Below are 21866 nucleotides of genomic sequence, written 5' to 3'. Positions count from 1 at the left end.
ATGCTTCAGTCAGCTATATGACGGTTAGTCAGGTCAAGGGGTGCGCAGGCCATACTGGGGAGATGATCGACGCGAACGCCCTCCGGTCCACCTGCCTGGAATTCAACGGCGCGACCGAGGAATTTCCCTTCCCGGGCCATCCGGACGTGGCGACGTTCAAGGTCGGCGGCAAGATCTTCGCGCTGACGACCGTGGATGCGGTGCCGCTCAGCGTGAGCCTCAAGTGCGATCCGGAGGAGGCCGAGCGACTGCGGGCGACCCACCCGGAGGTGGTGCCGGGCTACCACCTCAACAAGCGGCACTGGAACACCGTCTCCCTGTCGGGCGACCTCCCGGACCGGCTCGTCCTCGACATGATCGAGGACTCGTACGACCTCGTGGTCGCCTCCCTCCCCCGCGCCCAGCGCCTGCTGCTCGACTGGCCGGGCGGCCGCTGACCGTACCGGCGGAACGGGACGGGGCACGAGGGGACAGGGCGGAACGAGGGAGACATCAGGACCGCGTCAGAGGGCGGCGGCCTCCTGCCCGGCGGCCGCGCCGGGGGCGGACTCTCCGGCGACCGCCGCAAGGGGCTTGGCGTAGCAGCGGCTGAGCTCATCGAAACGGTAGGGGCCGAACTTGGCACAGGACTCGTAGCCGCTGGAGGTGTAGAGGGAGATGGCCTCCGGCAGCTTGGTGCCGGTCTCCAGGACCATCCGGACGCGGCCCGCACCACGGGCGTCGTTCTCCAGGGCTGCCAGCAGCCGCCGGGACAGACCGCGGCCGCGGGCCTCGGGGATGACGTACATGCGCTTGATCTCCGCGTCACCGTCGGCGTACCCGTGGCCGTTCTCGTCCTGACCGCGCCAGCCGCCGGTGGCGACCGGGGCGCCCCGGTCGTCGTAGACGATCAGAAACAGACCCTGGGGCGGCTCGAACATGGCCGGGTCGAGGGGCGTGATGTCGCCCTCGTCCTTGCCGAACCGCGCCGCGTACTCCAGCTGGACGCGGTCATTGAGCTCGACCGCGTCGGGGTGACCGAAGGAGACTTGCCGCATATTCATGCGTTGAACTGTACTTCTATGCGATCGCGGATGTGAAGGTCTCCGCGACTCGACCGCCTGCCGCCGGCCGCGGCATGCGCCTTGCTCTCTATAGACCGGTCGGTCTAGAGTGCTCGGCATGGCATCCTCACGCGGAGACACCCGCGCCCGCATCCTGCGCACCGCGGCCGACCTCTTCCAACGCCAGGGCTACGGCGCGACCGGCCTCAACCAGGTGCTGGCGGCCAGCGGCGCCCCCAAGGGCTCGCTGTACTTCCACTTCCCGCAGGGCAAGGAGCAGTTGGCCGCCGAAGCGATGGCGCTGGCCGGCGCCGAGACGGGTGAGCGGATGGCCGCCGCGCTGGCCGCCGCGACCGGACCGGCCGACGCCGTGGCCGCCCTCGGCGCACTGCTCGCCCAGGGGTTGGAGGAATCCGACTACCGCGACGGCTGCCCGGTGGCCACCGTCGCGCTGGAGGAGGCCGGGGACGCCGGTCCCATCCATGACGCGTGCCACGACACCTACCAGCTGTGGCTGTCGGGGCTCGCCGAGCGGCTGCACTCGTGGGGCACGCCCGAGCCCGAGTCGCGGGAGCTGGCCGATCTGGCGATGTCCTCGCTCCAGGGAGCGCTGCTGCTGGCGCGGGTCCGCCGCGACAGCACCGTCATCCATACCGTCGCACGCCGCATCGGCGCGCTCGCCGCACAAGGAGTGAACTGACCGTATGAGCCTCACGCACCCGGCCGCGGCAGCGCGCGCCACGAAGATCCACCACCTCAACTGCGGCTCCATGATGACCATCGAGGCGACCTACGACGGGCCGCAGCCCCTGCACGCCGTCTGCCACTGCCTGCTGGTGGAGACCGAGCGGGACGGGCTGGTGCTGATCGAGACCGGCCTCGGCACGGACGACGTGCGGCGACCGCAGGAGACGCTGGACGCGGAGTGGAGGGAGCTGGCCCAGCCGGCGCTGCGGCTCTCCGAGACCGCTCTGCGGCAGATCGAACGTCTGGGGTACGCCGCTTCGGACGTCCGGCACATCGCGGTGACCCACCTGGACGTCGACCACAGCGGCGGTCTGCCGGACTTCCCCGAGGCCCGTGTGCACGTCATGGAGGCCGAGCTGCGGGCCGCCGAGAAGGAGGCGCCCAGCACGCGCTACCGCCCGGCGCACTGGGCGCACGGCCCCCGCTGGCAGACCTACGCAGCGGACGGCACCGGCGAGGAGTGGGGCGGATTCTCCGGGGTGCGCCAACTGGTGGGCGTGCGGGACGACTTGCTGATCGTGCCGCTCGGCGGGCACAGCGCGGGGCACGCGGGAGTGGCGGTCCGCGACGGCGAGCGCTGGCTGCTGCACGCCGGGGACGCGTACTTCTACCACCGGGAGATCGCCGCCGACGCGCCGCACTCCCACCCGCTGATGGACATCATCCAGCTGGACGCCCAGGTGGACGAGCAGCTGCGGATCGCCAACCAGGAACGTCTGCGGGGCCTCGCGGCGCGGGGCACCGACAAAACCGGCGCCGCTTCCCGGCTGCCGATCGGTAGCCGGGAAACGCCGGACGGGCGGAGTGCTCCGCAGGAGCGGATCACCGTGCTCAACGCGCACGACCCGTGGGATTACCTGCGCCTCAGCGGCGTCGACGCACCCTGAGCACCCAGGGGGTGAACTGGCGCCCCGTACCGCGGAGTTGGCCTCCACGAGGCCCCGGACGCGCCGCCGGGGCCCCATCGCCGGCGAGAGCTATGACACCCGGCCCTGCTCCCTCGCCAGCCGTTCGCGCAGTTCGATCTTGCGGACCTTGCCGCTGACCGTCATCGGGAAGGCGTCGACGATGTCGAGATAGCGCGGCACCTTGAAGTGGGCGAGCCGGGAGCGGCAGTAGCGGGCCAGCTCGTCCCGGGTCAGCGGGTCCGCGGGGTCGCGCAGGATCACGCAGGCGGCGATCTCCTCGCCGTACTTCTCGTCCGGGACACCGACGACCTGGACGTCGGCGATCTTCGGGTGGGTGTAGAGGAACTCCTCGATCTCGCGCGGATAGACGTTCTCGCCACCTCGGATGATCATGTCCTTGATGCGGCCGACGATGCGGACGTAGCCGTCGTCGTTCATCACCGCCAGATCGCCGGTGTGCATCCACCGGCCGGCGTCGATGACCTCGGCGGTGCGCTCGGGCTCCTCCCAGTAGCCGAGCATCACGCTGTAGCCGCGGGTGCACAGCTCCCCCGGCGTGCCGCGGGGCACGGTCCCGCCGGTCGCCGGGTCGAGGACCTTCACCTCGATGTGCGGCAGCACCCGGCCGACCGTCGCCGTGCGGTGCTCCAGATCGTCGTCCCTGCGGGTCTGGGTGGACACCGGCGAGGTCTCGGTCATGCCGTAGCAGATGGACACCTCCGCCATGTGCATCTCGGCGACCACCCGCTTCATCACCTCCTCCGGGCACGGCGAGCCGGCCATGATGCCGGTGCGCAGCGACGTCAGGTCGTAGGAGGCGAAGTCGGGGTGGTTCAGCTCGGCGATGAACATCGTCGGCACGCCGTACAGCGACGTGCAGCGCTCGTCCTGGACCGCCCGGAGGGTGTCCGCGGCGTCGAAGGCGAGCCCCGGGATGACGATGCAGGCGCCGTGCGACGTGGCGCCGAGGTTACCCATGACCATGCCGAAACAGTGGTAGAAGGGCACCGGCAGACAGACCCGGTCGTCCGCGGTGTAGCCGACCGTCTCGCCCACCCAGAAGCCGTTGTTGAGGATGTTGTGGTGGGAGAGGGTGGCGCCCTTGGGGAAGCCGGTGGTGCCGGAGGTGTACTGGATGTTGACCGGGTCGTCCGCCGTCAGGCCCGCTTCGCACTCCGCGAGCCGGGCTTGCGGGACGGCGGCGCCGGCGGCCAGCAGCCCGCCCCAGGTCGGGTCACCGATGTAGACCACGTCGCGCAGCGCCGGGCTCTCGCCGCGCACCTGCTCGATCATCCGGCGGTAGTCGCTGGTTTTGTGGTGGGTCGCGGAGACCAGGACCTGTATCCCGGACTGCCGCAGGACGTAACCCAACTCGTGCACCCGGTAGGCCGGGTTGACGTTGACCAGGATCGCGCCGATGCGGGCCGTGGCGTACTGGACCAGCACCCACTCGGCACAGTTGGGGGACCAGATGCCGACCCGGTCGCCCTTGCCGACGCCCTTGGCGAGCAGCCCGAGGGCCACCTCGTCCACGGCGCGGCCCAGTTCCTCGTACGTCCAGCGGCGCCCGCTCGGGACGTCGACCAACGCCTCGCGCTCACCGAAGCGGGCGATGGTACGGCTCAGGTCCGCGCCGATGGTGCGGCCGAGCAGCGGCAGCTCGGCGACCCCGCTCGCATAGGACAGCTCCGTCCGCGACAGGCTCATCGGTGGTTCTCCTCCCGGTATTCGGCGCCGCCGTCGCCCTGCGCGGTGCGCTCGCGCAGTTCGATGCGGCGGATCTTGCCGGAGACGGTCTTCGGCAGCTCGGCGAACTCCAGCCTTCTGACCCGCTTGTACGGGGCGAGGACCGCCCGGGAGTGCGCGAAGAGCAGCTTCGCGGTCTCCGGGCCGGGCTCCCAGCCGGCCGCCAGCACCACATAGGCCTTGGGGACGGCCAGCCGCAGCGGGTCGGGCGCCGGAACCACGGCGGCCTCGGCGACCGCCTCGTGCTCCAGCAGGGCGCTCTCCAGCTCGAACGGGGAGATCTTGTAGTCGGAGGCCTTGAACACGTCGTCGGCCCGCCCGACGTAGGTGATCCAGCCGTCCTCGTCGCGGGAGCCGATGTCGCCGGTGCGGTAGTAGCCGCCGGCCATCGCCTCCGCGGTGCGGGCCGCGTCGCCGTGGTAGCCGGCCATCAGGCCGACCGGGCGGGCGGTGAGGTCGAGGGCGATCTCGCCCTCGTCGGCCGGGGCACCGCTCACCGGGTCGAGCAGGACCACGTCGAACCCGGGGGTGGGCCGGCCCATGGAACCCGGCTTGACCTGCTGGCCGGGGGTGTTGGCGACCTGGACGGCGGTCTCCGTCTGCCCGAAGCCGTCCCGGATCGTCACGCCCCAGGCGCGCTGCACCTGCTCGATGATCTCCGGGTTGAGCGGTTCGCCGGCCGCGACGATCTCCCGCGGCGGGCGCGCGAGCGCCGAGAGGTCGGCCTGGATCAGCATCCGCCACACGGTCGGCGGAGCGCAGAAGCTGGTGACCTGCGCCCGGTCCATCTCGGCCATCAGCCGGGCCGCGTCGAACCGGGTGTAGTTGTGGATGAAGACGGTGGCCTCGGCGTTCCAGGGCGCGAAGAGGTTGGACCAGGCGTGCTTGGCCCAGCCGGGCGAGGAGATGTTCAGGTGCACATCGCCCGGCCGCAGGCCCGTCCAGTACATCGTCGCGAGGTGACCGATGGGGTACGAGGCGTGGGTCTGCTCGACGAGCTTGGGGCGGGCGGTGGTGCCGGAGGTGAAGTACAGCATCAGCGCGTCGTCGGCCCGGGTGGGCGCCTGCGGCTCGAAGGCGCCGGGGCTGTCGTACACCTCCTCGTACGCGAGCCAGCCGTCCGGCGCCCCGCCGACGGCGATCCGGGTGTAGTCGCCGGGGACCGCCGCGAACTTCTCGGTGTCCGCGGCGCGCACGACGACGTACCGGGCCCGGCCGCGGTCGATGCGGTCGGCGAGGTCGACCGGCCCCAGCAGCGGCGTCGCGGGAATGACGACGGCTCGCAGCTTCATCGCGGCCAGCGCGGTCTCCCACAGCTCGGCCTGGTTGCCGAGCATCACCACGATGCGGTCGCCCGCCCGCACCCCTTTGGCGGACAGCCAGTTGGCGGCCTGGTCGGAGCGGTGGCGCAGCTGGGCGAAGCTCAGCCGGGTCTCGGCACCGTCCTCCTCGACGATGTGCAGGGCCGTGCGGTCGTTGCCCTCGGCGATGACGTCGAACCAGTCGAGCGCCCAGTTGAAGTGCGCGGGCCGGGGCCAGCGGAAGGCCGTACGGGCCGCGTCGTAGTCCTCCCGGTGCCGGAGCAGGAGGTCCCGCGCCGCCCGGAACTCTTCGGTGGCGGCGGGTGAGCGACCCGCCGTCCCGGATTCCGTGTCCGTCATGTGTCCTCCTCATTGCCGCACCGCTACCTGCCATCGTGTAATCAGTGGCGCAGGTCTCACCACCCCCGAAAGGGGGGAACCGGAGGTTTCGGCGTGCAGCTCGCATCGGGGGCGAACGATTCCGTGGATGTACGGACGGCATTGTCCCGGCTGCGGCGGGCCAGTGGGCTGCCGGTGGCGTTCGGCGGGTTGCTGGCCGCCCCGGGGCGCTTCCGCATCAACGAGCTGTCCGGGACGGCGACGGCGGTGCTGAGCGGGCTGGACATTCTCCAGGGCAACGGTCTGGGCGGGAAGGCGGCGTCGCTGGCCCGCCCGTTCGCGGTGACCGACTACAGCGCCTCGTCGGTGATCAGCCACGAGTACGACGCGGCGGTGGCGGCCGAGGGGCTGCGGTCCGTGCTCGCGGTGCCGGTGGTCGTCCGCAGGCGGGTGCGCGGGGTGCTGTACGGGGCGCTGCGCCGGCCCGTTCGGCTGGGTGACCGGCCGCTGACGGCCGCCATGGAGGTGGCGCGGGAGCTGGAGCAGGCGCTGCTGCTGGAGGACGAGGCGGCGCGGTTGCTGTCGGTGGCCCGGCAGCCCGCCGCAGCGGATCCGGCGATGTGGGAGGAGGTCCGCGAGGCGCACGGCGCTCTGCGGGCGCTGGCGCAGCGCATCGCCGATCCGTTGCTTCGGCAGGAGATGCTCGCGGCCTGCGGCCGGCTCGCGGCGGCGGCCTCCTCCGGGACGCCCGGCGCGGTGGCCGGGGAGGGCGGCGAAGGCCGGGCGGACCGAGCGGGCGGGCAGGGAGCGGCGCTGTCGCCGCGCGAGGTGGATGTGCTGGCGTGTGTGGCGTTGGGGGCGACCAATGCCGAGGTGGCGGAGCGGCTGGGGCTGCGCCCGGAGACGGTGAAGGGCTATCTGCGCTCCGCCATGCGGAAGTTGGGGGCCCACACCCGCCTGCAAGCCGTGATCGCGGCGCGGGGGGCGGGGTTGTTGCCGTAGGTGTGGAGGACGGGGTTGCTGGCGTGGGCGAGGCGGGCGGGAGCCGGGGGCGTGCACAGTTGCCGATCCCGGCGCTGCGGGACAGCGGCCGGGGCCCTGGCAGCCGGCCCGGCGGCCCCTGGACGACCGGCCCGGCGGAGGTCGGCTCCCGGTCCGTCGGCCGTGTCCCGCCCTCGGCGTTGAACTCCCTGGCGGCGACGGGATCAGAAGACCTCACCACCGCCCGTCGGAGCGCAGGCCCGCAGCAGCAGATCGAGTCCGGCGGGCGGGTCGGCGCGGGGTACGGCGAGGTAGGCGGTGAGTTCCATGCCGGGGTTGCGGAACGGCAGGAATCTCAACTCGGGTGTGTTCAGCCGGCGGGCGTGCGAGGCGTAGACGACGGTCCACAGCGGCTCGCCCGGACCGGCAGCGCCGATCGCGGCGAGGGTGTTGTCGAGTGAGCCGGTCCTCGGGCCCGGCACGGGGGCGAACCCGGCGTCGTGGCAGGCGCTGATCACCAGGTCGAACAGGGCGCGGTGGGTGCGGCGTTCGGTCAGCACCAGCGGCAGCCCGGCGAGATCGACGAGCGCGACCGTGCCCGGTGAGGCGGCGACCGGGTGGCGGGCCGGCAGGGCCGCGACCAGCGGATCCTGCCACAGCGGCACGAAGCGCAGCCCGTCCCGGCCCACCCCCTCCGGCTCCCCCCGCACGAACGCCGCGTCCAGTTCACGGTGCGCCACCCTGTCCAGGCGCTCCCGGGCGGGAGCCGCGACCAGCTCCAGCGTGAGGTGCGGGGCGAGGTCGGCGAGGGCCTCCAGCACCCGGTCCAGGTGGACGCCCAGGCCCGTACTCGTGCCCACCCGCAGGGTGACGGTCCGTGCGGCGGGCGGACCGGCGACGACCGCCCGTGCCCGCTCCTCGGCGGCGAGCAGCGCCCGCGCCTCCGGCAGGAAACGCTCCCCCGCGGCCGTGAGCCGGACCGGGCAAGCCGTCCGGTCGAACAGCTCGGCCCGCAGTTCCCGCTCCAGCAGCCCGATCTCCCGGCGCACCGCCGACTGCTCGATGCCCAGCCGCCCCGACGCCCGCCCTATGTGCAGCTCCTGCGCGACCGTCAGGAAACACCGCACCTGTCGCAGCTCCACGCCGCCCCCTTCCCGACCCGGCCGCCGCGGTAGCCGCACGGCGCCGTGCGTTGCCGATCCGGAGGTCAAATACGTTTGCCGCGGCGCCCGCGACCCCGCCATCATCCACCCATGATCGATGCCTGCGCACTCTCCGAGAAGCCCGTTCTCCCGGGCTCTCGCATCCGGCTCGCGCCGCTCTCCATACGGCACGCCACCGGTTTCCACACCACGACCCTGGACCCGGAGATCCGCAGGCTGACCGGCACCCACCGCCACTTCACCCTGGAGGACATCCGGGCCTGGTGCTCGGGTCGCGCAGATCAGAAGGACCGGCTGGATCTCGCCATCGAGGACCGGGAGACCGGCGACTACCTCGGCGACCTCGCACTGATGGGCATCGACGCCGACAACGCCTACGGCATGCTGCGTATCGCCCTCGTGCCGGGCGCCACCGATCGCGGCATCGGGACCGAGGCGATCCGGCTGCTCCTCGACTACGCCTTCGACCGCGTGCGGCTGCACCGCGTCCAGTTGGAGGTCTTCACCTTCAACGAGCGGGCCCGGCGCGCGTACGAGAAGTGCGGCTTCGAGGTGGAGGGCCGGATGCGCGAGGCGCTCGCGTGGAACGGCGAGTGGCACGACGTGCTGCTGATGGCGGCCCTGAGCGGTGCGCGCCCGACGATCGCTCGGTAGTCCTCGTCCCACCCGGGTCCCACCCGGCTCGCAGGCGGCCTACGGCGTCGCCCGTGCGGGCTTCGCGACCTGGCCGTAGCGGAGGTCGTGCCGGGCGTCCGGGGCGGTCATGTGCAGGACTCCGGCGGCCTCGTCCGCGACCGCGGACTGCTCGGCGCGGCTGAGCGGGGTGAACGGCTCGACGGTCAGCTGGGCGCTCTCACCGGCCGTCTCGATCCGCCACAGGCCGCGGATGCCGCCGTCGACGAGGAACACCCGGTAGGCGACGTTACGGTCCCAGGTGCGGCCCTGGTGTTCGGGCGCGAGGATCCGGGTGCGGTCGGCGTGCGAGAGAGCGACGTTGTCGAACTCCGGGAGGAAGCGCACCGGTGCCTCGGTGTCCGGGTCGGGCAGCGGCCCGTCGGGCACGTCGAAGAGTTCCACCCCGTGCTCGTCCCGGAAGGTACGCAGCCGGGGCCGCAGCGGGTCGATCACCTCCCGCAGCCGGGTCAGCCCGCACCACACCTGCATGTCCTTGACCGAGGCGGGCCCGAACGCGGCCAGATAGCGCAGCAGAACGGCGGCGAGGGCCTCCCTCGGACCGGCCTCGGGACCGTCGGCCGTGTCCGCAGCCCTGGGGACCGCCGCGTCCGGGGCCTCGGTCAGCCAGGCGTCGAGGGTGGTGTGCGCGGCCTGCCCGCTGCGTCCCCACAGGGCCCGGGGCGTGACCTGGACCAGCGGCAGCAGCTGACGGGCGGCCATCGCCAGCGGCCAGCGGTCGTGGCCCGGCCACTCCTCCTGGAGCCGCTCCCCCAGCTCCTTGAAGGTCAGTGGCCGCTCCTCGACCAGGGCGCGGGCCGCCGCGGCGAGCCGGTCGAGGTCGACGCCGGTCAGATGCTTGCCGAAGCTGCCGCGCAGCGTGCGGTCGTGCACCGGCCGGGTGAGCGGCCGCAGCAGCAGGGCGTCGTGGGCGCTCACCAGATGGATGGTGGAGCGCATCACCGAGATGCGGACGGCCTGCCGGCTCTCCAGGAGATCGGACAGCTCCTGCGGGCGGAAGCCGGCCAGCCGCGCGGCGAGCGCGTAGTACGGCGGCCGGGGCGACTGGGCCTGCAGCCCGAGCAGCCGCTCCACCGCGTCGAGTGCGGTCATGTCACTGCGGCGCAACAGGAGTTGACGTTCCAGAGTGGCACGGCCGAGGGCGCGGGCGGTGAGTGTGGGAGCGGTGCGCTGCGTCATGCGGACGACAGTACGGGCCGTCGCGGACAGAATTCGTCCGCAACGGCCCCTGATGCTCCGCGTTTCGTCCATGGCCGCCCGGACCGGCTCGCGCACCGGGGGCCACAGAAGCCTCAGCGGGGCCACGCATCGGCCGCGGGAAGACTCCGCGGAGAGGCCCCGCACGCCCAAGTGCACCGGCGCAGGCTCCCGTTGAGGAGTGCGCCGGTGCACCGGGTGACCGTCCCGCCCGGGGCCCGGAGGAGTCCCGGGCGGTCAGGCCACCGACCCGATCCGCCCCACCGGACGGGCCGTGTCATGGTGAATGGGGGTGTGCGCGCCGGTGAGCGGTACGCCGGTGCCGCCGCGCCGGTTGGCGACGATCTCGGCGGCGATGGACAGCGCGGTCTCCTCGGGGGTGCGCGCGCCGAGGTCGAGACCGATGGGTGAGCGCAGCCGGTTCAGCTCGATCTCGGTGAGGCCGATGTCGCGCAGCCGCTCCAGCCGGTCGAGGTGCGTGCGGCGCGAGCCCATCGCGCCGACGTAGGCGACCGGGAGCTTGAGTGCCCGTTCCAGCAGCGGCACGTCGAACTTCGCGTCGTGGGTCAGCACGCACAGCACCGTACGGGCGTCCAGGTCCTGGGAGTCCAGATAGCGGTGCGGCCAGTCCACGACAATCTCGTCGGCGTCCGGGAAGCGCCGGTCGGTGGCGAAGACCGGGCGGGCGTCGCAGACCGTGACGTGGTAGTTGAGGAACTTGCCGACCTTGACCAGCGCCGAGGCGAAGTCGATGGCGCCGAAGACGATCATCCGCGGGGCGGGGACGGAGCTCTCGACGAGGAGGAGCACCCGCGGTCCGCACTGCGTGCCCCACTGCGCTCCGTCGGTGCCCTCCGCGTCCTCGGAACCACGGCCGCCGCCGAGTTCGACGGTCGCGGTGCGCCCGGCGTCCAGCAGGGCACGGGTGTGCCCGATGGCGGTGCGGTCGAGGGCGGGGTGGCCGCCCAGGGTGCCGGTGTGGCTGCCGTCGGGGCGGACGAGCAGGGCGCGGCCGAGGAGTTCGGCGGGCCCCTCGACGACTCGCGCGACCGCTGCCGCCTCCCCCTTGGCGGCAGCGGCCAGCGCGGCGGCGAGCGTGTCGGCAGTGCTGTCCACCGGCTCCCCCGCGGCTCCGCTGTCGCCGGCGGATCCGGGGGCGCTCGTCCGTACCGGGGTGACGAGGATGTCGATGATTCCGCCGCAGGTCAGGCCCACGGCAAAGGCATCCTCGTCGCTGTAGCCGAACCGCTCCAGCACCGGCTGCCCGGTCTGGAGCGCGTCCTGGCACAGTTCGTAGACCGCCCCTTCCACACAGCCGCCGGAGACCGACCCGATCGCCGTGCCGTCGGTGTCGACGGCGAGGGCGGCTCCGGGCTGGCGGGGCGCGCTGCCGTTGGTGGCCACCACGGTGGCCACCGCGAAGTCGCGTCCCTGCTCGACCCACCGGTGCAGCTCTTCGGCGATGTCCAGCATGTCGGTCTCCTTATGGGTGGTGGAGCGGGCGGGCCGTTACTTGACGCCCAGCCACTGCTCGATCGGGTTGAGCGAGAAGTAGACGAGGAAGATGAAGCTCAGCGCCCACATGAAGCCGCCGACCTCGCGCCACTTGCCCTGGGCCGTCTTGATGGCGGTGTAGGCGATGACGCCCGCGCCGACACCGGCGGTGATGTTGTACGTGAACGGCATCAGGGCCACGGTCAGGAAGACCGGGATGGACACCGAGCGGTCGCTCCAGTCGACGTGCTTGGCGGCGCTCATCATCATCGAGCCGATGACGACGAGGGCGGCCGCGGCCACCTGCGCCGGCACGAGCTGGGTGAGCGGGGTGAAGAAGAGACAGGCCGCGAAGAACAGGCCGGTGATGACGGACGACAGGCCCGTACGGGCGCCTTCGCCGACGCCGCTCGCCGACTCGATGAACACGGTCTGACCGGACGAGCCGGTGACGCCGCCGATCGCACCGCCCGCGCCGTCCACGAAGAGCGCCTTGGACAGGCCCGGCATGCGGCCCTTGTCGTCGGCCAGCTTGGCCTCCGTGCCGACGCCGATGATGGTGGCCATGGCGTCGAAGAAGCCGGCCAGCACCAGGGTGAAGACGATCATGCCGACGCCGAGGGCACCGATGGAGCCCCAGCCGCCGAATTCGACGTGTCCCAGGAGTCCGAAGTCGGGTGCCGAGACGGCGCTGCCGTGCAGTGCGGGGGCGGTGCCGCCCCAGTCCTTGTCGGTGAGTCCGCCGATCTTGCTGACGACGATGGACAGGACGGTGCCGGCGACGATGCCGATGAGGATGGCGCCGGGGATCTTGCGGGCCTGCATCATGAAGATCAGCAGCAGGGTGACGCAGAAGAACAGGACGGGCCATCCGACGAGTTGACCGGTGGCGCCGAGCTGGACGGGGCCGCCTTCGCTCTTGCCGACGAAGCCGGCCTTCACCAGTCCGAGCAGGGCGACGAACATGCCGATGCCCATGGTGATGGCGTGCTTGAGCGCCAGCGGGATGGCATTCATGATCATCTCGCGGAGGCCGGTGACCACCAGGAGCATGATGACGACGCCGTACATCACACACATGCCCATGGCCTGCGGCCACGTCATGTTGGGGACGACCTGGGTCGTCAGGGCCGCCGAGACGTTCAGTCCGGCCGCCAGGGCGAGCGGAACCTTGCCGATGAAGCCCATCAGCAACGTACTGACCGCCGCGGCGAGCGCTGTCGCGGTCACCACCCCCGCGTGGGCGAGGGTGTTCTTCTCCACGTCGGGCGTCGAGAGGATCAGCGGGTTGAGCAGGAGGATGTAGCACATCGCCATGAAAGTGGTGATGCCGCCGCGGACCTCGCGCGAGATCGACGATCCTCTGTCGGATATGTGGAAGTACCGGTCGAGCCAAGAGCGGCCGGCGGGCTGACGCGAGCCGTCACCCGCGTCTTCCGCCACCGTCTTCGGCTCAGTGGACTGCTGGGTCATGGTGCCTGACTCCCAAGGTTCATAGGGGCCCCCGCATCGAGTGCGAGATTTGGGACGAAACTTCGGCTGCACGACCCGGGGGACGGCCCGAGACGAACTGGGTACTGCTCAGGTGGTGCGAAGAGCAGCGACTGCGTGGTGCGAATACGGACTCCGGGCGGTGCGCGGAGGAGGACGGACAGGGACACCCCTGACACCCACCGCCCGGAGGACTCAGGTGCCGGTGAGGTGCTCGGGGCGTACCGGCGTCTTGTTCAGCTCCAGCCCGGTCGCGTTCCGGATCGCCGCGAGGACGGCCGGGGTCGACGACAGGGTCGGGGCCTCGCCGATGCCGCGGAGCCCGTACGGGGCGGCGTCGTCGGCGAGTTCGAGCACATCGACCGGGATGGTCGGGGTGTCGAGGATGGTGGGGATGAGGTAGTCCGTGAAGGAGGGGTTGCGCACCTTCGCGGTCTTGGGGTCGACGATGATCTCTTCCATGACCGCCACGCCCAGGCCCTGGGTGGTACCACCCTGGATCTGGCCGACGACCGACAGCGGGTTGAGCGCCTTGCCGACGTCCTGGGCGCAGGCCAGCTCGATGACCTTGACCAGACCGAGGCCGGTGTCCACCTCGACGACCGCGCGGTGCGCGGCGAAGGAGTACTGGACGTGGCCGTGGCCCTGCCCCGTCTCCAGGTCGAACGCCTCGGTGGGGCGGTGCCGGAACTCCAGCTCCAGGTCGACGGCCTCGCCTTCGAGGACGTCCACCACATCGGCGAGGACCTCGCCGCCGTCGGTGACGACCTTGCCGCCCTCCAGCAGCAGTTCGGCGGTGGCCCACGCGGGGTGGTAGGTGCCGAACTTGGCGCGGCCGATGTCCAGGACCTTCTCGCGCACCGCTTCGCAGGTGTTCTTCACCGCGCCGCCGGTCATGTACGTCTGCCGGGAGGCGGAGGTGGAGCCGGCGGAGCCGACCTGGGTGTCGGCGGGGTGGATGGTGACCTGCTCGACGCCCAGCTCCGTACGGGCGATCTGCGCGTGCACGGTGATACCGCCCTGGCCGACCTCCGCCATCGCGGTGTGCACGGTGGCGACCGCTAGGCCGGCGACCACCTCCATCCGCACCCGGGCGGTGGAGTAGTCGTCGAAGCCCTCGGAGAAGCCGACGTTCTTGATGCCGACGGCGTAGCCGATCCCGCGGACGACGTCCTCGCCGTGCGTGGTGTTGGACAGTCCGCCGGGCAGCGCGCGGACGTCCGCGCTCTCACCGGCCGACAGCCACTGCTGCTCGGGGGGAAGCGGCATCGCCTTGACGCGGCGCAGGAGTTCGGCGACCGGAGCCGGCGACTCGACGGGCTGTCCGGTCGGCAGGAGCGTGCCCTGTTCCATGGCGTTGAGCTGCCGGAACGCGACCGGGTCCATCTCCAGCTTCGCGGCGAGCTTGTCCATCTGCGCCTCGTAGGCGAAGCACGCCTGGACCGCGCCGAAGCCGCGCATCGCGCCGCAGGGCGGGTTGTTGGAGTAGAGCGCGATGGCCTCGATGTCGACGTCTTCGACGACGTACGGGCCGACGCTCAGCGAGGAGGCGTTGCCGACGACGGCCGGGGAGGCGGACGCGTAGGCGCCGCCGTCCAGCACGATGCGGCACTTGAGGTGCGTGAGCTTGCCGTCCTTGGTGGCGCCGTGCTCGTACCAGAGCTTCGCCGGGTGCCGGTGGACGTGTCCGAAGAAGGACTCGAACCGGTTGTAGACGATCTTGACGGGCTTGCCGGTGCGCAGCGCCAGGAGGCAGGCGTGGATCTGCATCGACAGGTCCTCGCGCCCACCGAACGCGCCGCCGACGCCGGAGAGCGTCATGCGCACCTTCTCCTCGGGCAGGCCGAGGACGGGGGCGATCTGCCGCAGGTCGGAGTGCAGCCACTGGGTGGCGACGTACAGGTCGACGCCGCCGTCCTCGCTGGGGACCGCGAGGCCGGACTCCGGGCCGAGGAACGCCTGGTCCTGCATGCCGAAGACGTACTCGCCGGTGACGATGACATCGGCGCGTTCGGCGGCCGCGTCGGCGTCGCCGCGGACGATGGGCTGGCGGTGCACGATGTTGGGGTGCGGTACGTGGCCCGCGTGGTGGTCGTCGCGGCCCTCGTGGATCAGCGGCGCGCCCTCGGCGGTCGCGGAGGCCTCGTCGGTGACGAGCGGCAGCTCCTTGTACTCGATCTTGATCTTGGCAGCCGCGCGGCGCGCGGTCTCCGGGTGGTCGGCGGCGACGATGGCCACCGGCTCGCCGTGGTGGCGGACCTTGCCGTGCGCGAGAACCGGGGTGTCCTGGATCTCCAGGCCGTAGTTCTTCACGTCTGTGGGCAGGTCGTCGTAGGTCAGCACGGAGTAGACACCGGAGGTCGCGAGCGCCTCGGAGGTGTCGATCGAGACGATCTCGGCGTGCGCGACGGTGGAGCGGAGCGTGAAGCCCCACAGCATGTCCTCGTGCCACATGTCCGAGGAGTACGCGAACTCGCCGGTCACCTTCAGGGTGCCGTCGGGCCGCAGCGTCGACTCGCCGATGCCGGCCTTGGTCTTGCCGCCCTGCGTGAGGTTGGTGGGTGTGCGGGTCACTCCCATGGCGATCAGGCCCCCTGTCCGGTGGTCGCAGAGGCTGCACCCTCACCGCGGGCGGCTGCGAGCCGGACCGCGTCGAGGATCTTTTCGTAACCCGTGCAGCGGCACAGGTTGCCCGACAGTGCCTCACGGATGTCGGAGTCCGACGGGGAGTCGTTGCGCTCCAGCAGTTCGTCGGCGGCTACCAGCAGGCCCGGGGTGCAAAAACCGCACTGGACCGCGCCGGCGTCGATGAACGCCTGCTGGATCGGGGAGAGTTCGACCTGCTCGCCGGTCTGGCTGTCGGCGGAGGCCGGGCGCGCCTGCCACTGCTTGGCGGCGTCGACGGTGGTGCCGCCGCCGCAGGCGCCGGAGGCGCAACCGCCGTGCTCGGCACGCTGCTTGGCGAAGTCCGCCAGACCCTCGACGGTCACGACCTCGCGGCCCTCGACCTGGCCGGCGGCCACCAGACAGGAGCAGACCGGCACGCCGTCGAGACGGACCGTGCAGGAGCCGCACTCGCCCTGCTCACAGGCGTTCTTGGAACCCGGCAGGCCCATCCGCTCACGGAGGACGTACAGCAGGCTCTCGCCTTCCCAGACGTCGTCGGCCTCCTGCTTACGGCCGTTGACGGTGAAGTTCACGCGCACTGTGCGCCTCCCTTGGTGCCATGGTCGTTACCGCGGTAGGACTCCCAGGTCCAGCCGAGGGTGCGGCGCGCCATGATGCCGACCGCGTGGCGGCGGTACTTGGCGCTGCCGCGCACATCGTCGATCGGGTTGCAGGCGCCGCTCGCGAGCTGTGCGAACTGCTTGGCCACGGCCGGCGGGATCGTGTTGCCCGACTCCCAGAAGCCGCCCTCGTCCAGCGCCGCGGCGAGGAAGTCCTCGGCCGCGCGGGCCCGTACGGGGGTGGGGGCGGCCGAGCCGATGCCGGTCCGCACCGTGCGGGTCTCGGGGTGCAGCGCGATACCGAAGGCGCAGACCGCGATGACCATGGCGTTGCGGGTACCGACCTTGGAGAACTGCTGGGGGCCGTCCGCCTTGGGCAGGTGCACCGCGCGGATCAGCTCGTCGGCCTCCATCGCGTTGCGCTTGACGCCCAGGTAGAAGTCGTCGATCGGGATCATGCGGACGCCGCGTACCGACTCGACCTCCACCTCGCCGCCCGAGGAGAGCAGCGCGGGGTGCGCGTCACCGGCCGGGGAGGCGGTACCGAGGTTGCCGCCGACGCCGCCGCGGTTGCGGATCTGCGGCGAGGCCACGGTGTGCGACGCGAGGGCCAGGCCCGGCAGCTCGGTCCGCAGGTTCTCCATGATCTGGGTGTAAGGAACCGAGGCACCCAGTCGTACGGTCTTCTCTCCGACCTCCCACTCGCTCAGATCACCGATGCGGTTCAGGTCGAGCAGGTACTCGGGACGGCGGTGGTCGAAGTTGATCTCGACCATCACGTCCGTGCCGCCCGCGATGGGCACAGCGGTGGGGTGCTCTGCCTTGGCGGCGAGCGCCTCCTCCCAGCTGGCGGGGCGAAGGAAGTCCATGGGTGGCCTCTTCTGCTTCTACGATTTCGAGTCGTTCGCTGCTCATGGTGAGGACTGCGGGCCCTCGTCGCCATGCAGCTGTTCATGTCTTGTTAACGCGGATGAGCCAAGTGAACGACGCCACAACCCACCCGGTGCAGTCACCGAAACCATGAAGCGGTTGGCTGGCCAAGGTGCCCGTCTTGTAGATTCGAACGAAAGACGAGGCACCGAAACCTCGCGGCATTCCACCGGCAACACCAGACAGCAAAGAACGGCGGGCGAGGTCATGCGGCTCCGCGCACTCCTGGAAACGAACACCCTGGGCCTGCGGCTGCTCGGGGGCGAGGAAGAGCTGGACCGCACCGTACGTGGCGTGATGACCACCGATCTGCGCGATCCCAGCCGGTATCTCTCCGGTGGCGAGCTGGTTCTCACCGGTCTGGCCTGGCGGCGCGAGGCGGAGGACTCCGAGCGGTTCGTCCGCATCCTGGCCACCGCGGGCGTCGCCGGTCTCGCGGCGGGCGAGGCGGAACTCGGGTCGGTCCCGGACGACCTGGTGCAGGCGTGCCAACGGCACCGGCTGCCGCTGTTCTCCGTCGTCGAGGACGTGTCGTTCGCGTCCATCACGGAGTACGTCGTCCGGCAGGTCTCCAGCGAGCGGGCAGGCGACCTGGCCGCCGTGGTGGACCGCCACCGCCGCCTGATGACGTCGGGCCCCGCGGGCGGCGGTCCTGAGGTCGTCCTGGACCTGCTCGGCTCCGACCTGGACCTGCGGGCCTGGGTGCTCTCGCCCACCGGCCGGCAGATCGCCGGCTCGACGCTGGCGGACTCCGGGCCCGAGCTGCCCGGTGAGCTGGCCGCGCGGCTCGCGGGCGAGCATCTGGCCGCCTCCCGCACCGGCCGCCGGGGCCCGCACCGCGTCACCCTGAGCGGTGCGACGTACTCGCTCTTCCCGATCCGCTACGACGGCCGGGATCTGCGCGAGACGCTGCTGTCCGACTGGCTGCTGGCCGTCGAGGCGGACGCCGGTGACTGGCCGGAGGAGCGCCTCGACCTGCTGCACGGCGTCACCCAGCTGATCGCCGTGGAGCGCGACCGGCGCGACGCGGCCCGTACGGTCCGCCGGCGGCTCGCACAGGAGGTCCTCGAACTCGTCCAGACGGGTGCCCCGCCCGCCGAGATCGCGGCCCGCCTGCGGGTGGCGGCCCCGGTGCTGCTGCCCGGCCTGGGCACCGCGCCGCACTGGCAGATCGTGGTCGCGCGGGTGGAGTGGGAGAACGGCGACGTCCCCGGCGGGGCGGTGGCGCAGACCCTCCTCGAAGAGGTCCTGGTCGACCCGGGCACCTTCGGCCCCGAGCCGTCGGACCGCATAGCGGTCGCGCACACCGGCGACGAGGCGGTGGCGCTGGTTCCGCTGCCCGCCGTACCGGACGAGTCGGGCGCCCCCGCGGTGGCCGGGCTGCACGCCGACGACCTGCTCCGCGTCGTCCAGGAACCGCTCGGTCGCGGTCTCGCGGAGGACGGGCGGCTGACCATCGGCGTCAGCGCCTCGGTGCACTCCGCGGAGGGGCTGCGCGGCGCGCTGGAGGAGGCGCGGCACGCCCGCCGGGTGGCCGCCGCCCGCCCGGGGCGGGTCTGCGCCGCCGGCCACGAGGAGCTGGCCTCGCACGTCCTGCTGCTGCCGTTCGTGCCCGACGACGTCCGCCGGGCGTTCACCGCGCGGCTGCTGGACCCGCTGCGCGACTACGACCGCAAGCACCGCGCCGAACTGATCCCGACGCTGGAGGCGTTCTTGGACAGCGACGGCTCCTGGACCCGCTGCGCCACCCGTCTGCACCTGCACGTGAACACCCTCCGCTATCGCGTCGGGCGCATCGAGCAGCTCACCGGCCGCGATCTGGCGCGCCTGGAGGACAAGCTCGACTTCTTCCTCGCCCTGCGGATGAGCTGACGACCGCCGGGCCGGGGAGCACGCCTCCTCGGCCCGCGTCCGGCTCGCGCTCGCCTCGCTGCCCCGCCGGCCGGGAAAAATCCCTCCCATGGCCCAATGCGGGCCGGTCGGCTCGCACCACGCCCGACGCCCGGTGTCCGAGACTGGGCCCGAGGCTCGCTCCGTCGACCGGAGAGTGCGCGCACTGCGGATCCCGTGGTGCGCGGAAGGTTGCGTGGCGCGGGTGCTGATCCCGTCGCCGGGGCGCGTGCGCCGTGAGCGCCGGGTGCGCTCCCTTCCGTGGACATCCGCCGGAGCCCGCCGGGCCGTTGTCCGCCATGCGGAGTAACTCGATCGGGCGGCATCCGCTCAACGCCGTTGCCCGCCGCGGCGACCGCGCCCGGCCTTGGCACGGCCGATCAGGGCCCGCGTAGCGGGCTCCACCACCCCGCCGAAGATTGTGAATTCATTCACCTACCCCCTTGGCCCGACCACGGAAATCGTGCTGAGATTCGCCCACTGCATCCAGTTCCAGCTCAATGGCGCGCTCGGGGAGGGCAATGTGGCGGATACCGCCATGTCAGGTTCCGCGGATTCCGCGGACCCCATCAGGTCCGCGGAACCGCTTTCGATGCGGGCAGCGGCATTTCCACCGGCGGTACCGGCAGCGAGAACGGTCGAGGGGGACGATCCCCTCGACCGCGCCGTTTGGCGGCTGCGATCCCGCGGCTGCTGGGGCGACGCGGCCGCGCTCCTGGAACCCCATTCCGTCCATCACGCCCCGTCCGCGCTGCGCCGCGCGGCCCTCCTGGTCGAGCGCTGCATGTTCACGGCGACCGGCTGGGCGGAGGCCGAGGACGCGCTGCGCACCGCCGAGGCGCTGGCCGGTGACGATGACGAGCGGGGCGGCGCGGCCTGTGAGCGCGGCCATCTCGCGTACGCCGCAACGGTCCTGGGCGCCCGCGACCGGGCCGACGAGGCGCGCTCGGCGCTCGGCAGGGCCGCCGCGCTGCTCGATCCGGCCGCACCCGGCCGCCCGTTGCTGGACTTCCGCCGCGGGCTGATGGCCGAGCACATCGCCGACAGCCCGGATTCGGCACGCGCCGCCTACCGCCGTGCGCACGCGGGCGCCACCGCGCACAAGGACTCGCTGCTGCTGTCCTTCACCTGGCGCCATCTCGCCGGACTCGCCCTGCGCGACGGGGAGTTGACGGAGGCGCGGCACGGTTTCGCCGAGTCGCTGCGGATCCGTGAGGAGCTCGGCTTCCTCATCGGTACGGCGCCGGCCCTCGCGGCGCTGGCCGATGCCGTCGCGGAGGACGAGGCAGCCGGACTGCGCGCCGAGGCCGCCCGGCTGTTCCGCCTCATGGGCGGCGTCCCGACCTGGCTCGCCGGGCAGCTCCCGCCGGTTCCGTGACAGACGACCGGGCCGGGGGCGCGCGGCTGACCGGCGCGCGCCCCGCCCGGCCCTGTCAACCCCCCGTCGTCGGCCATGCCGGTTCCGACACCGATTGGCCGGAATCGGACGGCCCCCACGAGGTTTCGGCCGGAACACGGCAACGCGGGCGGCCGGCGGCACGGCCCCGGCCCGCCCGGCGGCGGGGATCACGGCGGGCAGCGACCCCATCAGCCGGTATCCCGTCGCCGAGGCTGCCGCGGCACAGCGGCCGGCGCCCCCCTCGGCGAGGTCACCCGGCCGACGAACAGGGAGGTGGGGCCGCCACTGAATGACGCGGGCCGACGCCGCGGGCCCCGTCCCACGCGCCCCGAGAATGGCCGCAAGTCGCACTGTGAGGCGGCGGCGGGGCCTGGATGCTGGTCCGGGACCAGCCGGTTCCCACCCTTTGGCAGAGCCTTTCAGGAGGCCCATTCGTGGCAGCAGGAGCGATCAACAAGACCGCCGGATCCGACTGGGGCAAGGCGGATTTCGAGGCGATCTACAACTGCCCTGATCCCCGGCGGTACTTCACCACTCTGCAACCCCTGGACTACCAGATTCCGCACCACGGCCAGGCGGTGTTCCGCACCGTCGCCGAGACACTGCAACGGTGCAGGACGGACCGCGCGCCGCTCGATGTCGTCGACCTCTGCTGCTCATACGGGGTCAACGCGGCGCTGCTCAACCACCGGCTCTCGCTCAGCGATCTCTACGACCGGTACGCGGCGCAGGGCCCCGGCGTGCCGCCGACCCGTCAACTCGCGCGCGAGGACGGTACGTTCTTCGCCACCAGGCGACGGCCGGGAGCCGCCCGGGTGATCGGCATCGACGCGGCGGAGCAGGCGGTCGACTACGCGCAGAAGGTCGGTCTGCTCGACCACGGCTTCGCGGAGAACCTCGAACACGCCGAACCGAGCGCGGCGCTGCGGCGGGCGCTGGCCGGTACCGACCTGATCACCGTCACCGGCGGCGTCGGCTACATCACCGCACGCACCTTCGCCCGGCTCTTCGACTGCGTGCAGTCACCGCCATGGGTCGCGGCGTTCGTCCTGCGCACCGTGTCCTACCGGCCGGTCTCGGCACTGCTCGCCCGCGCGGGGCTGGTGACGGAGAAGTGCACCACGCGGACGTTCCGCCAGCGGCAGTTCGCCGACGACGGCGAGCGGCAGGCCGCCTTCACCGCGCTGGCCGGGCACGGACTGTCCACCGCCGGCAAGGAAGGCGACGGTTTCTACCACGCGGAGCTGTATCTCTCCCGGCCCGCGGCCGATGTCGCGGCCGCCCCGCTGACGGAACTGCTGGCCGGCTGAGCACGGG

The 21866-nt window shown here is 72.0% G+C and carries 18 protein-coding genes; 8 read left to right on the top strand and 10 right to left on the bottom strand.

Going from position 1 to position 21866, the window contains the following annotated elements; all coding sequences use genetic code 11:
• The first annotated feature begins 62 nt into the window (after positions 1 to 62).
• Positions 63 to 437, top strand: a complete 375-nt coding sequence (locus ACH4FH_RS07415) for an MmcQ/YjbR family DNA-binding protein (protein ID WP_398554770.1) — start codon at positions 63 to 65, stop codon at positions 435 to 437.
• A gap of 66 nt (positions 438 to 503) precedes the next feature.
• On the opposite strand, the gene ACH4FH_RS07410 is transcribed toward ACH4FH_RS07415, so the two are convergent.
• A complete protein-coding gene (locus ACH4FH_RS07410; RefSeq protein WP_398554769.1) occupies positions 504 to 1043 on the bottom strand; it encodes a GNAT family N-acetyltransferase in 540 nt (179 codons plus the stop codon).
• Positions 1044 to 1161: 118 nt separating this feature from the next.
• Between ACH4FH_RS07410 and ACH4FH_RS07405 the strand changes: the two genes are divergently transcribed.
• On the top strand, positions 1162 to 1743 hold the full coding sequence (locus ACH4FH_RS07405; RefSeq protein WP_398554768.1) for a TetR family transcriptional regulator: 582 nt from the start codon (positions 1162 to 1164) through the stop codon (positions 1741 to 1743).
• Positions 1744 to 1747: 4 nt separating this feature from the next.
• Entirely contained in the window at positions 1748 to 2677 is a 930-nt protein-coding gene (locus ACH4FH_RS07400) for an MBL fold metallo-hydrolase (protein WP_398554767.1), read from the top strand.
• A gap of 90 nt (positions 2678 to 2767) precedes the next feature.
• Here ACH4FH_RS07400 and ACH4FH_RS07395 read toward each other — a convergent pair whose 3' ends face one another.
• Both ACH4FH_RS07395 and ACH4FH_RS07390 read right to left on the bottom strand, forming a co-directional pair.
• Positions 2768 to 4405 carry an AMP-binding protein gene (locus ACH4FH_RS07395; RefSeq protein WP_398554766.1) on the bottom strand — a complete coding sequence of 546 codons (1638 nt, stop codon included), beginning with the start codon at positions 4403 to 4405 and terminating at the stop codon, positions 2768 to 2770.
• Positions 4402 to 6105, bottom strand: coding sequence for an AMP-binding protein (locus ACH4FH_RS07390; RefSeq protein WP_398554765.1), 1704 nt, complete (start codon positions 6103 to 6105; stop codon positions 4402 to 4404). Before ACH4FH_RS07390 ends, ACH4FH_RS07395 begins: the two co-directional genes overlap by 4 nt.
• A 93-nt stretch (positions 6106 to 6198) precedes the next feature.
• Between ACH4FH_RS07390 and ACH4FH_RS07385 the strand changes: the two genes are divergently transcribed.
• On the top strand, positions 6199 to 7086 hold the full coding sequence (locus tag ACH4FH_RS07385; protein ID WP_398554764.1) for a response regulator transcription factor: 888 nt from the start codon (positions 6199 to 6201) through the stop codon (positions 7084 to 7086).
• A gap of 203 nt (positions 7087 to 7289) precedes the next feature.
• Here ACH4FH_RS07385 and ACH4FH_RS07380 read toward each other — a convergent pair whose 3' ends face one another.
• Positions 7290 to 8207, bottom strand: a complete 918-nt coding sequence (locus ACH4FH_RS07380; RefSeq protein WP_398554763.1) for a LysR substrate-binding domain-containing protein — start codon at positions 8205 to 8207, stop codon at positions 7290 to 7292.
• A 111-nt stretch (positions 8208 to 8318) separates the two neighbouring features.
• Here ACH4FH_RS07380 and ACH4FH_RS07375 point away from each other — a divergent pair, with 111 nt between their 5' ends.
• Complete coding sequence (locus ACH4FH_RS07375) at positions 8319 to 8882, top strand: GNAT family N-acetyltransferase (protein ID WP_398554762.1); 564 nt, start codon at positions 8319 to 8321, stop codon at positions 8880 to 8882.
• 39 nt (positions 8883 to 8921) lie between these two features.
• Here ACH4FH_RS07375 and ACH4FH_RS07370 read toward each other — a convergent pair whose 3' ends face one another.
• The 6 genes from ACH4FH_RS07370 to ACH4FH_RS07345 form a co-directional block, all read right to left on the bottom strand.
• Positions 8922 to 10100, bottom strand: coding sequence for a winged helix DNA-binding domain-containing protein (locus ACH4FH_RS07370; RefSeq protein WP_398554761.1), 1179 nt, complete (start codon positions 10098 to 10100; stop codon positions 8922 to 8924).
• A gap of 255 nt (positions 10101 to 10355) precedes the next feature.
• Entirely contained in the window at positions 10356 to 11591 is a 1236-nt protein-coding gene (locus tag ACH4FH_RS07365; protein WP_398554760.1) for an XdhC family protein, read from the bottom strand.
• A gap of 36 nt (positions 11592 to 11627) precedes the next feature.
• Positions 11628 to 13085, bottom strand: a complete 1458-nt coding sequence (locus ACH4FH_RS07360; protein WP_398554759.1) for an NCS2 family permease — start codon at positions 13083 to 13085, stop codon at positions 11628 to 11630.
• 213 nt (positions 13086 to 13298) lie between these two features.
• Positions 13299 to 15683, bottom strand: a complete 2385-nt coding sequence (locus ACH4FH_RS07355) for a xanthine dehydrogenase family protein molybdopterin-binding subunit (RefSeq protein WP_398554758.1) — start codon at positions 15681 to 15683, stop codon at positions 13299 to 13301.
• A gap of 5 nt (positions 15684 to 15688) precedes the next feature.
• Positions 15689 to 16309 carry a (2Fe-2S)-binding protein gene (locus tag ACH4FH_RS07350; RefSeq protein WP_398554757.1) on the bottom strand — a complete coding sequence of 207 codons (621 nt, stop codon included), beginning with the start codon at positions 16307 to 16309 and terminating at the stop codon, positions 15689 to 15691.
• On the bottom strand, positions 16300 to 17199 hold the full coding sequence (locus tag ACH4FH_RS07345; protein ID WP_398554756.1) for an FAD binding domain-containing protein: 900 nt from the start codon (positions 17197 to 17199) through the stop codon (positions 16300 to 16302). The genes ACH4FH_RS07350 and ACH4FH_RS07345 overlap by 10 nt, the downstream gene beginning before the upstream one ends.
• 268 nt (positions 17200 to 17467) lie before the next feature.
• Between ACH4FH_RS07345 and ACH4FH_RS07340 the strand changes: the two genes are divergently transcribed.
• The 3 genes from ACH4FH_RS07340 to ACH4FH_RS07330 all read left to right on the top strand — a co-directional run bounded on the left by ACH4FH_RS07340 (position 17468) and on the right by ACH4FH_RS07330 (position 21859).
• Positions 17468 to 19132, top strand: a complete 1665-nt coding sequence (locus tag ACH4FH_RS07340) for a PucR family transcriptional regulator (protein WP_398554755.1) — start codon at positions 17468 to 17470, stop codon at positions 19130 to 19132.
• 556 nt (positions 19133 to 19688) lie between these two features.
• Positions 19689 to 20528: a hypothetical protein gene (locus tag ACH4FH_RS07335; protein ID WP_398554799.1), complete on the top strand. Its 840-nt coding sequence runs from the start codon at positions 19689 to 19691 to the stop codon at positions 20526 to 20528.
• A 455-nt stretch (positions 20529 to 20983) separates the two neighbouring features.
• Positions 20984 to 21859, top strand: a complete 876-nt coding sequence (locus ACH4FH_RS07330) for a hypothetical protein (protein ID WP_398554754.1) — start codon at positions 20984 to 20986, stop codon at positions 21857 to 21859.
• Positions 21860 to 21866 lie beyond the last annotated feature (7 nt).

It is taken from the genome of Streptomyces sp. NPDC017993 (genome assembly GCF_044328065.1).
GTDB lineage: Bacteria > Actinomycetota > Actinomycetes > Streptomycetales > Streptomycetaceae > Streptomyces.
The sequence above is the reverse complement of the archived record's forward strand: the minus strand, read 5'-3'. Positions and strand labels throughout refer to the sequence as shown.

Bases quoted from the DNA above. Each gene is read 5' to 3' on its own strand.
- ACH4FH_RS07415 (WP_398554770.1), top strand. From the start codon at position 63: ATGATCGACGCGAACGCCCTCCGGTCCACCTGCCTGGAATTCAACGGC.
- ACH4FH_RS07410 (WP_398554769.1), bottom strand. From the start codon at position 1,043: ATGAATATGCGGCAAGTCTCCTTCGGTCACCCCGACGCGGTCGAGCTC.
- ACH4FH_RS07405 (WP_398554768.1), top strand. From the start codon at position 1,162: ATGGCATCCTCACGCGGAGACACCCGCGCCCGCATCCTGCGCACCGCG.
- ACH4FH_RS07400 (WP_398554767.1), top strand. From the start codon at position 1,748: ATGAGCCTCACGCACCCGGCCGCGGCAGCGCGCGCCACGAAGATCCAC.
- ACH4FH_RS07395 (WP_398554766.1), bottom strand. From the start codon at position 4,405: ATGAGCCTGTCGCGGACGGAGCTGTCCTATGCGAGCGGGGTCGCCGAG.
- ACH4FH_RS07390 (WP_398554765.1), bottom strand. From the start codon at position 6,105: ATGACGGACACGGAATCCGGGACGGCGGGTCGCTCACCCGCCGCCACC.
- ACH4FH_RS07375 (WP_398554762.1), top strand. From the start codon at position 8,319: ATGATCGATGCCTGCGCACTCTCCGAGAAGCCCGTTCTCCCGGGCTCT.
- ACH4FH_RS07370 (WP_398554761.1), bottom strand. From the start codon at position 10,100: ATGACGCAGCGCACCGCTCCCACACTCACCGCCCGCGCCCTCGGCCGT.
- ACH4FH_RS07365 (WP_398554760.1), bottom strand. From the start codon at position 11,591: ATGCTGGACATCGCCGAAGAGCTGCACCGGTGGGTCGAGCAGGGACGC.
- ACH4FH_RS07360 (WP_398554759.1), bottom strand. From the start codon at position 13,085: ATGACCCAGCAGTCCACTGAGCCGAAGACGGTGGCGGAAGACGCGGGT.
- ACH4FH_RS07355 (WP_398554758.1), bottom strand. From the start codon at position 15,683: ATGGGAGTGACCCGCACACCCACCAACCTCACGCAGGGCGGCAAGACC.
- ACH4FH_RS07345 (WP_398554756.1), bottom strand. From the start codon at position 17,199: ATGGACTTCCTTCGCCCCGCCAGCTGGGAGGAGGCGCTCGCCGCCAAG.
- ACH4FH_RS07340 (WP_398554755.1), top strand. From the start codon at position 17,468: ATGCGGCTCCGCGCACTCCTGGAAACGAACACCCTGGGCCTGCGGCTG.
- ACH4FH_RS07335 (WP_398554799.1), top strand. From the start codon at position 19,689: ATGTCAGGTTCCGCGGATTCCGCGGACCCCATCAGGTCCGCGGAACCG.